Source organism: bacterium (assembly GCA_030654305.1).
In the GTDB taxonomy this organism is placed as follows: Bacteria; Krumholzibacteriota; Krumholzibacteriia; order LZORAL124-64-63; family LZORAL124-64-63; genus PNOJ01.
Genome location: JAURXS010000109.1, coordinates 1 through 7,467, shown reverse-complemented (window position 1 = coordinate 7,467; position 7,467 = coordinate 1). Strand labels below are relative to the sequence as shown.

Annotated in this window: 5 protein-coding genes; 4 read left to right on the top strand and 1 reads right to left on the bottom strand. The window is 71.4% G+C overall.

Features of this window, described 5'->3' with window-relative positions:
- Positions 1 to 268 precede the first annotated feature (268 nt).
- Positions 269 to 1,333, top strand: coding sequence for an NAD-dependent epimerase/dehydratase family protein (locus Q7W29_02985; GenBank protein MDO9170774.1), 1,065 nt, complete (start codon positions 269 to 271; stop codon positions 1,331 to 1,333).
- A 43-nt stretch (positions 1,334 to 1,376) separates the two neighbouring features.
- On the opposite strand, the gene Q7W29_02980 is transcribed toward Q7W29_02985, so the two are convergent.
- A complete protein-coding gene (locus Q7W29_02980) occupies positions 1,377 to 2,558 on the bottom strand; it encodes a THUMP domain-containing protein (GenBank protein ID MDO9170773.1) in 1,182 nt (393 codons plus the stop codon).
- A gap of 152 nt (positions 2,559 to 2,710) precedes the next feature.
- On the opposite strand from Q7W29_02980, the gene Q7W29_02975 reads away from it, so the two are divergent.
- From Q7W29_02975 to Q7W29_02965, 3 genes are all read left to right on the top strand, one after another.
- Entirely contained in the window at positions 2,711 to 4,615 is a 1,905-nt protein-coding gene (locus tag Q7W29_02975) for a sodium:solute symporter family protein (GenBank protein ID MDO9170772.1), read from the top strand.
- 117 nt (positions 4,616 to 4,732) lie between these two features.
- Complete coding sequence (locus tag Q7W29_02970) at positions 4,733 to 4,891, top strand: hypothetical protein (GenBank protein ID MDO9170771.1); 159 nt, start codon at positions 4,733 to 4,735, stop codon at positions 4,889 to 4,891.
- Positions 4,888 to 7,467 (top strand): GH92 family glycosyl hydrolase (locus tag Q7W29_02965; protein MDO9170770.1); only part of this gene is annotated, 2,580 nt, incomplete at its 3' end. The genes Q7W29_02970 and Q7W29_02965, both read left to right, overlap by 4 nt.

The window sequence follows — 7,467 nt, the reverse complement described above, 5'->3', positions numbered from 1 at the left end:
TGTGGTGACAGGGGGCGCTCGTCGGGCACTTCCTGTGCCCGACTCGCTTGGCCTTCCGGCCCTTTGGCCATCCTGGCGTCAGGGCCTGCAGGACACCCCTGTCACCACAAGATGTGTGGATCCAAGTCGAACAGCAGCATGGGCTGGCGCGGGGATTTTTCGCAGCCACAACCCATCGATCAGCGAACGGTTGCGAACTGGCGCCGGGGCGATCGCCTTCCTATGTTCGAACGCGCGAACCACGACAACCCCGGACGAGGACGACGACATGAACAACGGATCGACCACGCAGACACGCTGCCTCGTCACCGGCGGCGCCGGTTTCCTCGGCATCAACATGGTGCGCTACCTGCTCGCGCGCGGTTACGAGGTGGCCTCGCTGGACATCGCGCCCTTCGACTACCCCGAGCGGGCCGACCCGCGCGTGCGCGTGTTCGACGGCGACATCCGCCACCGCGCCGACGTGGACCGCGCGCTCGCCGGCTGCGCGCAGGTCGTGCACGCCGCCGCCGCGCTGCCCCTGTACACGCGCGAGGAGATCCGCTCGACGGACCTCGACGGCACCCGCACCGTGCTGCAGGCCGCCCTGGACGCCGGCTGCGAGCGGGTCGTGCACGTCTCCTCCACCGCCGTCTACGGCATCCCCGACCACCACCCGCTGCTCGAGGACGACCGCCTGCACGGCGTGGGCCCCTACGGCGAGAGCAAGGTCGAGGCCGAGCAGGTCTGCGCGGAGTTCCGCGCGCGCGGCCTCTGCGTGCCGATCGTGCGCCCGAAGTCCTTCATCGGACCCGAGCGGCTGGGCGTCTTCGCCCTCTTCTACGACTGGGCCAAGGACGGCAAGGGCTTCCCGATGATCGGCAACGGCCACAACCGCTACCAGCTCGCCGACGTCGAGGACATCTGCCAGGGCATCCACCTCTGCCAGACGGGACCGCGCGAGAAGGTCGACGACGTCTTCAACCTGGGCGCCCGCGAGTTCACCACCATGCGCGAGGACTACCAGGCCGTGCTGGACGAAGCGGGCTTCGGCAAGAAGATCCGCGGCTTCCCCGCCGGGCCGGTCATCGCGACCCTGCGGCTGCTGGAGGCCATGAAGCTCTCACCGCTCTACAAGTGGGTCTACGAGACCGCCAGCGAGGATTCCTTCGTCTCGATCGAGAAGGCGGAGCGGGTGCTGGGGTTCGACCCGCAGTACTCGAACAAGCAGGCGCTGGTGAGGAACTACCGGTGGTACCTGGAGCACCTGGCGGAGTTCGAGGGGCGGTCGGGGGTTTCGCACCGGGTGCCTTGGAAGCAGGGGATTCTGAAGGTGGCGAAAACGTTCTTCTAGCCGGATGCAGGGCGCTCGGCGAGCGCCCCGCCCCGCGAGCCCCTCACTCCTCCGTCCGGGTGTCCGCCTTGCGGAATCCGGCGAAGAGGTCGAGCCGCACCAACCTGCACTCGATCCCCCCGTTCCACAGCGGCACCCGCTTCGCGGGCCGCAGCCCGAGATGCCCGACCAGCCCCGTGTCCCCGCACAGGATCCAGGCCGTCGTCCCCGCGCAGCGCCGCTTCAGGGTGTCACCCAAGGCCTTGTAGAGGGCCTCGACCTCGCGCCGCTGCCCGAGCCGCACGCCGTAGGGCGGGTTGGTCAGGACCGTGGCGCCGGGCGGCAGGGCGAGGTCGCGCGCGTCGGCGACGCCCAGGCCGATGGCCGCGCCGCCGGGCAGCTTCGCCAGGTTGGCGCGGGCGGTCTTCACCACGTCGCGGTCCAGGTCGGCGCCGCTCACCAGGCCGGGCTCCAGCCTGCGCCGCATCGCCGCCGCTTCGCGGCGCACCTCGACCCACACCTGCTCATCGAAGTCCGGCAGCAGCGCCCAGGGCGGCGCCAACTGCGCGCGCAGCCAGCCCGCCGGGATGCGCGAGGCCGACAGCCACGCCTCGGCCAGCAGCGTGCCCGAGCCGCACATCGGGTCGTGCAGGGGGCCCTCGCCGTCCCAGCCGCTCAGGCGCACGATGGCCGCGGCCAGGGTCTCCTGCAACGGGGCCTCCCCCGCCTCGGTGCGGTAGCCGCGGCGGTGCAGGGCGCCGCCGCCGAGGTCCAGGCTGATCACGGCGCGGTTCTGGCGCACGTGCAGGTTCAGCAGCAGCTGCGGCGCGCGGCGGTCCACGCTCGGGCGGCTGCCCGTCGACTCGCGGAAGTGGTCGACGATGGCGTCCTTGAGCCGCTGGGCCGCGAACTGCGAGTGGTCGAGGTTGCTCTGCGAGACGGTGGCGTCGATCGCGAAGGTGGTCGCGGGCGTGAGCAGGACGTCCCAGTCCAGCTTGCGGGCGGTGGTGTAGAGGTAGCGGTCGCTGTGGCAGTCGAAGGTGATCAGCGGCGCCAGCACACGGGCGGCCAGCCGCGTGCGGTAGACGACGCGGTAGAGCGCCGCCTGGTCGGCCAGGAAGCCCACGCCCTGGCGGCCGGGCGTCTCCGGTTCGGCCCCCAGCTCGCGCAGCTCCTCGGCGAGCAGGTCCTCCAGACCCTGCGCGCACTGGGCGAAATAACGGCGGTGCTGCTGGTACTCGAACATGGGGGGATGATGGGGGTTCGGGAGGATTTCCGCCAGCTTCCCGTGCCGGGGCGCCGCCGCGGATCGGCCTTCCCCGCGACCGGGGACGCGGGTATACTCCGGGCCGCGCAACGTCTTATCCCCCTTTTCCGGCCCTTGGCCAAGGCGGTCACGTGGGACACTTCACCAACCTGGACATCTTCTGGGCGGCCGCGTACCTGCTGCTGATGGTGGGCGGGGCCTTCTTCTTCTACCGGCTGGGACGGCGCTCGGAGAGCGACTTCTTCCTCGCCGGCCGGGGGTTGCCCTGGTGGCTGCCGGCCTCGTCGGTGTTCAGCACCCACACCGCCACCGACACGCCGATGTGGATCGCCGGCGTCATCTACGCCAACGGCCTGCGCGGCCTCTGGTACACCTTCTTCACGGCCTGGACCGCCATCGGCGCCTTCGTCTCGGCGCGCATCTTCCGCCGCTCGCTGGCCTACACCCAGGCCGAGTGGCAGACCCAGCGCTTCGGCGGCCTGGGCGCCGAACTGCTGCGGGGCTGGATGGCCGGCTGGCAGGTGTTCATGAACATGTTCATCCTCGGCTGGGTGGGCATCGCCATGGGCAAGGTCTGCGCGCTGGCCTTCGGCTGGCCGGTGTGGGTGGGCCTGGTGCTGCCGAGCGTGATCACCGCCTTCTACACGCTGGCCGCCGGCTACTGGGGCGTGGTGATGGGCGACTTCCTGCAGGGGATCGTCGCGATCTTCGCCATCTTCCTGGTGACGTTCGTGGGATTGGCCGCCGCGGGCGGTCCCGAGGCGGTGACCTCGAACATCGTGGCGCTCGGGCAGCAGTGGCGCCTGGACGCCTTCGCCTTCTCCGGCTGGTTCACCGGCGACTTCCCCATCGCCTGGTGGCTGACCATGCTGGTGATCTCGGTGATCGGCGGCTTCGGGATGGGCACGAGCATCGACTGGTACGTCGAGGCGCAGCGCATCCAGTCGGCCAGGACGGTGCGCGACGCGACCTACGGCCTGTGGGCCGGCGGCGCCGTCACCCTGATCCGCAACGGCTTCTGGGCCGCGGGCATCCTGGCCTTCTTCTCGATGCTGCCCCACCTCACCGACGCCGCGCAGTACGAGCTGGGTTGGTTCCGCATGGGCTTCGAGCTGCTGCCGGTCGGGATGGTCGGCGTGTTCTTCGGCGCCATCCTGGCCATCCACCTCTCGACCATCTCCAGCCACCTGAACCTGGGCGCCCTCTACTTCACGCGCGACATCTACCAGCGCTACCTGCGGCCCGAGGCGACCGAGAAGCAGCTGGTCTGGGTCGGCCGCTGGTCCACCTTCGCGCTGCTGATCGGTTCCTTCTTCTACGGCCTGATGATGCAGGAGATCACGCGCTGGCTGATCTTCGCGCTGTGGCTGATGATGGCCGGCATCTGGCTGCCCAACATCCTGCAGGTCGTCTGGTGGCGCTTCAACGCCTGGGGCTACCTGGCGGGCTGGATGGCCAACCTCGGCATGTCCTGGCTGGTGGTGTGGATCCTGCCCGAGTTCGGCGTGCTGCCCGAGCTGCCGGACTACCTGCAGTTCTGGCTGCTGATGGCCCTGGGCGCGGTGGTCTTCGTGCCGGTCACCCTGCTCACGCGGCCCGAGAACATGGACCGCCTGGTGCGCTACTACGTGATGACCCGGCCGCTGGGCCGCTGGGGACCGGTGCACCGCGAGGCGGTGCGCCGCGGCCTGCTCGTCGAGGCGCCGGCGCATCGCGGCGAAGACGGCGGACGGCGGCCCCTGATTCGCCGCGCCTGGACGCCCGAACAGGCCGACGCCTGGACCCGAGAGGATTGGATCGCCGTGGTCCTGTCGCCGCTGGTCTTCGCCGCGCTGATGCTCGGGGTGACCAAACTCCTGTTGATGCAGACGGGCGGGCTGCTGCTGCTGCTGGGCGCGGTCGGCGGGGCGGGCGTCATCTACTGGGTGATCGATCCCAAGCTGCGGGCCGTGTCGAGCGAGTACGAAGCCAAGCAGGCGGCCTACGTCGAGCAGCTCGAGCAGCGCCTGCGCTGGCAGGAAGAGGGAGGTCGCTGAGATGGGCAAGGGCATCACCATGCTGATCGGCATGAGCATCGCCTACCTGGCGTCGTTCCTGGGCCTGGCCCTGGCCTGGAACCACTGGCGCAAGCGCCACCGGAAGGACGGCGAACGATGAACGGCACCAAGATGGACTTCGTCCCGCTGCCCGTATCGACGCCCCTGCACGGCTTCTTCTGGACCTGGGGCGTGCCGGTCCTGCTGTTCGCCGTCACCGCCGTGGCGACGTGGCTGCTCTACCGGCACTTCGCCGGCCGGGGCACCGGCGAATGAGGCGCGTCGCGGCGTTGTGCCTGGCCCTGCTGGCGGCCGGCGCGCCGTGCGTCGCCGCGAGCGGTCCCGACGAGCTCGTCGACCGCATCGACCCGTTCATCGGCACCGGCGGGCACGGCCACACCTTCCCCGGCCCCGCGCTGCCCTTCGGCATGGTCCAGCTCGGCCCCGACACGCGCCTGGCCGGCTGGGACGGCTGCTCCGGCTACCACTTCAGCGACACCGTCGTCTACGGGTTCTCGCACACCCACCTCAGCGGCACCGGCGTGGGCGACTACGGCGACGTCCTGCTGATGCCCGTCGCCGGCGAACCCTCGCTCGAGAGCGGCGAGCCCGACCGGTTCGGACCCGGGTACGCCTCGCCCTTCGACAAGGCGACCGAGCGGGCCGCCGCCGGCTACTACGCGGTGCGCCTGCGCGACGGCGGGATCGACGTCGAGCTCACGGCCACCCCCCGCACCGGGCTGCACCGCTACGCGTTCCCGGCCGGCGCGCCCGCCCACGTGATCATCGACCTCGAGCACCGTGACCGCCTGCTGGACGCGGACCTGCGCGTGGTCGACGACCGCACCGTCGAGGGCTTCCGGCGCTCGTCGGCCTGGGCGCGCGACCAGGTCGTGTATTTCCGGGCCCGCTTCTCGCGCCCCTTCACCGCGACCCGGATCGCGGCCGGCGACGCGACGCATCCGGACCGTCCGTCCAAGGCCGTCCTGTCCTTCGGCGACGCGGGCGGCGAGCTGCTGGTCCAGGTGGGGATCTCGGCGGTGGACGCCGACGGGGCGCGGCGCAACCTGGAAGCGGAATGGGCGGGGTTCGACTTCGCGGGGACGCGCGAGCGGGCGCGCGACGCCTGGCGGCGGGAGCTGGCTCCCTTCGCGGTCGATGGGGCCGACGCCGCGCAGGCGACCATCCTGGCCACCGCGCTCTACCACAGCTTCCTGGCTCCGAATCTGTTCAGCGACGTCGACGGCCGCTACCGCGGCCTGGACCTCGCCATTCACCAGGCTGAGGGCCGCGACCAGTACACCGTCTTCTCCCTGTGGGACACCTACCGCGCGACCCACCCCCTGTTCACGCTGGTCCAGCGGGAGCGCACCCGCGACTTCGTGCGCACCATGCTGGCCCAGTACGAGCAGGGCGGCCGGCTGCCGGTGTGGGAGCTCGCCGCCAACGAGACCGACTGCATGATCGGCTACCACAGCGTCTCGGTGATCGCCGATGCGTACCTCAAGGGACTCGTCCGCGGCGACGAGGACCTCGCGCTGCGGGCCATGCTGGCCAGCGCCGCGGGCGACCGCTTCGGCCTGGCCGCCTACCGGCGCGACGGGTACATCGGCGCCGAGCAGGAGATGGAGTCGGTCAGCCGGACCCTGGAGTACGCCTACGACGACGCCTGCATCGCGCGCTTCGCCGCCTCTCTCGGGCGGGACGACGTCGCGGCCGCCTTCGAGGACCGCGCCCAGGCCTGGCGCCACCTCTTCGACCCGGCGTCCCGCTGCTTCCGCCCCCGCCACAACGGCCGCTGGCTGCAGCCCTTCGACCCGCGCCGCGTCGACTTCAACTACACCGAGGCCAACGCCTGGCAGTACCGCTTCGCCGCGCCCCACCACATGCAAGAGCACGCGGCCCTGCTGGGCGGCGACGCGGCCTGCGAGGCCGTGCTCGACTCGCTCTTCGCCGCCGACAGCGCGACCACGGGCCGCGACCAGGCCGACATCACCGGCCTGGTCGGCCAGTACGCCCACGGCAACGAGCCCAGCCACCACATCGCCTGGCTGTCGCACTTCAACGGGAAGCCCGGCCGCAGCGCCGAGCGCGTGGCGCGCCTCCGCGACGCCTTCTACACGACGGCGCCCGACGGCCTGATCGGCAACGAGGATTGCGGCCAGATGTCGAGCTGGTACGTGCTGGCCGCCTACGGCCTCTACGACGTGGCGCCCACCTCCCGCCAGTGGCTCGTGATCCCGCCCCTGCACGGGCGCATGAGCCTGCGCCTGGCCGGCGGGCGCACCTTCACCACCCGTCGCGAAGGCAGCGGCGCGATCGAGCGCGTCACCTTCGACGGCCGCCCCCTGGATCGCAGCTACCTGTGGCACGAGGAGATCGCGAACGGCGGCGAACTGGTCTTCTATCTCGGCGAGCAGAGCGACTGGGGCGCGTCACCCGAATCACGCCCCGGCACTCCGGCCCTCGCGCCGCCGATCCTCGCCGCGCCCTGGGCCGAAGCCCCGGCCGAACGCTTCCGCGGCGAGTTGGAGGTCCGTCTGGCCTCGGCCGACCCCGGCTGCGAAATCCGCTGGACCGACGACCCGCAACGGGACCCTCGCGAGGGCCGCCCCTACGACGGGCCCCTGCACCTGCGCGCCACGACCACCCTGCGCTTCGCCGCCACCGACGGCACACGCTGGAGCCCCGCGACCACCGCCCGCTTCGACGCCCTCCCCGCCGACCGGCGCGTCGATCTCCAGGCGACGCCCAACCCCCAGTACACCGCCGGCGGCCCAGACGCCCTTATCGACGGCCGCCGCGGGTCGACCGCCTGGGCCACCGGCGGCTGGCAGGGCTACCAGGGCCAG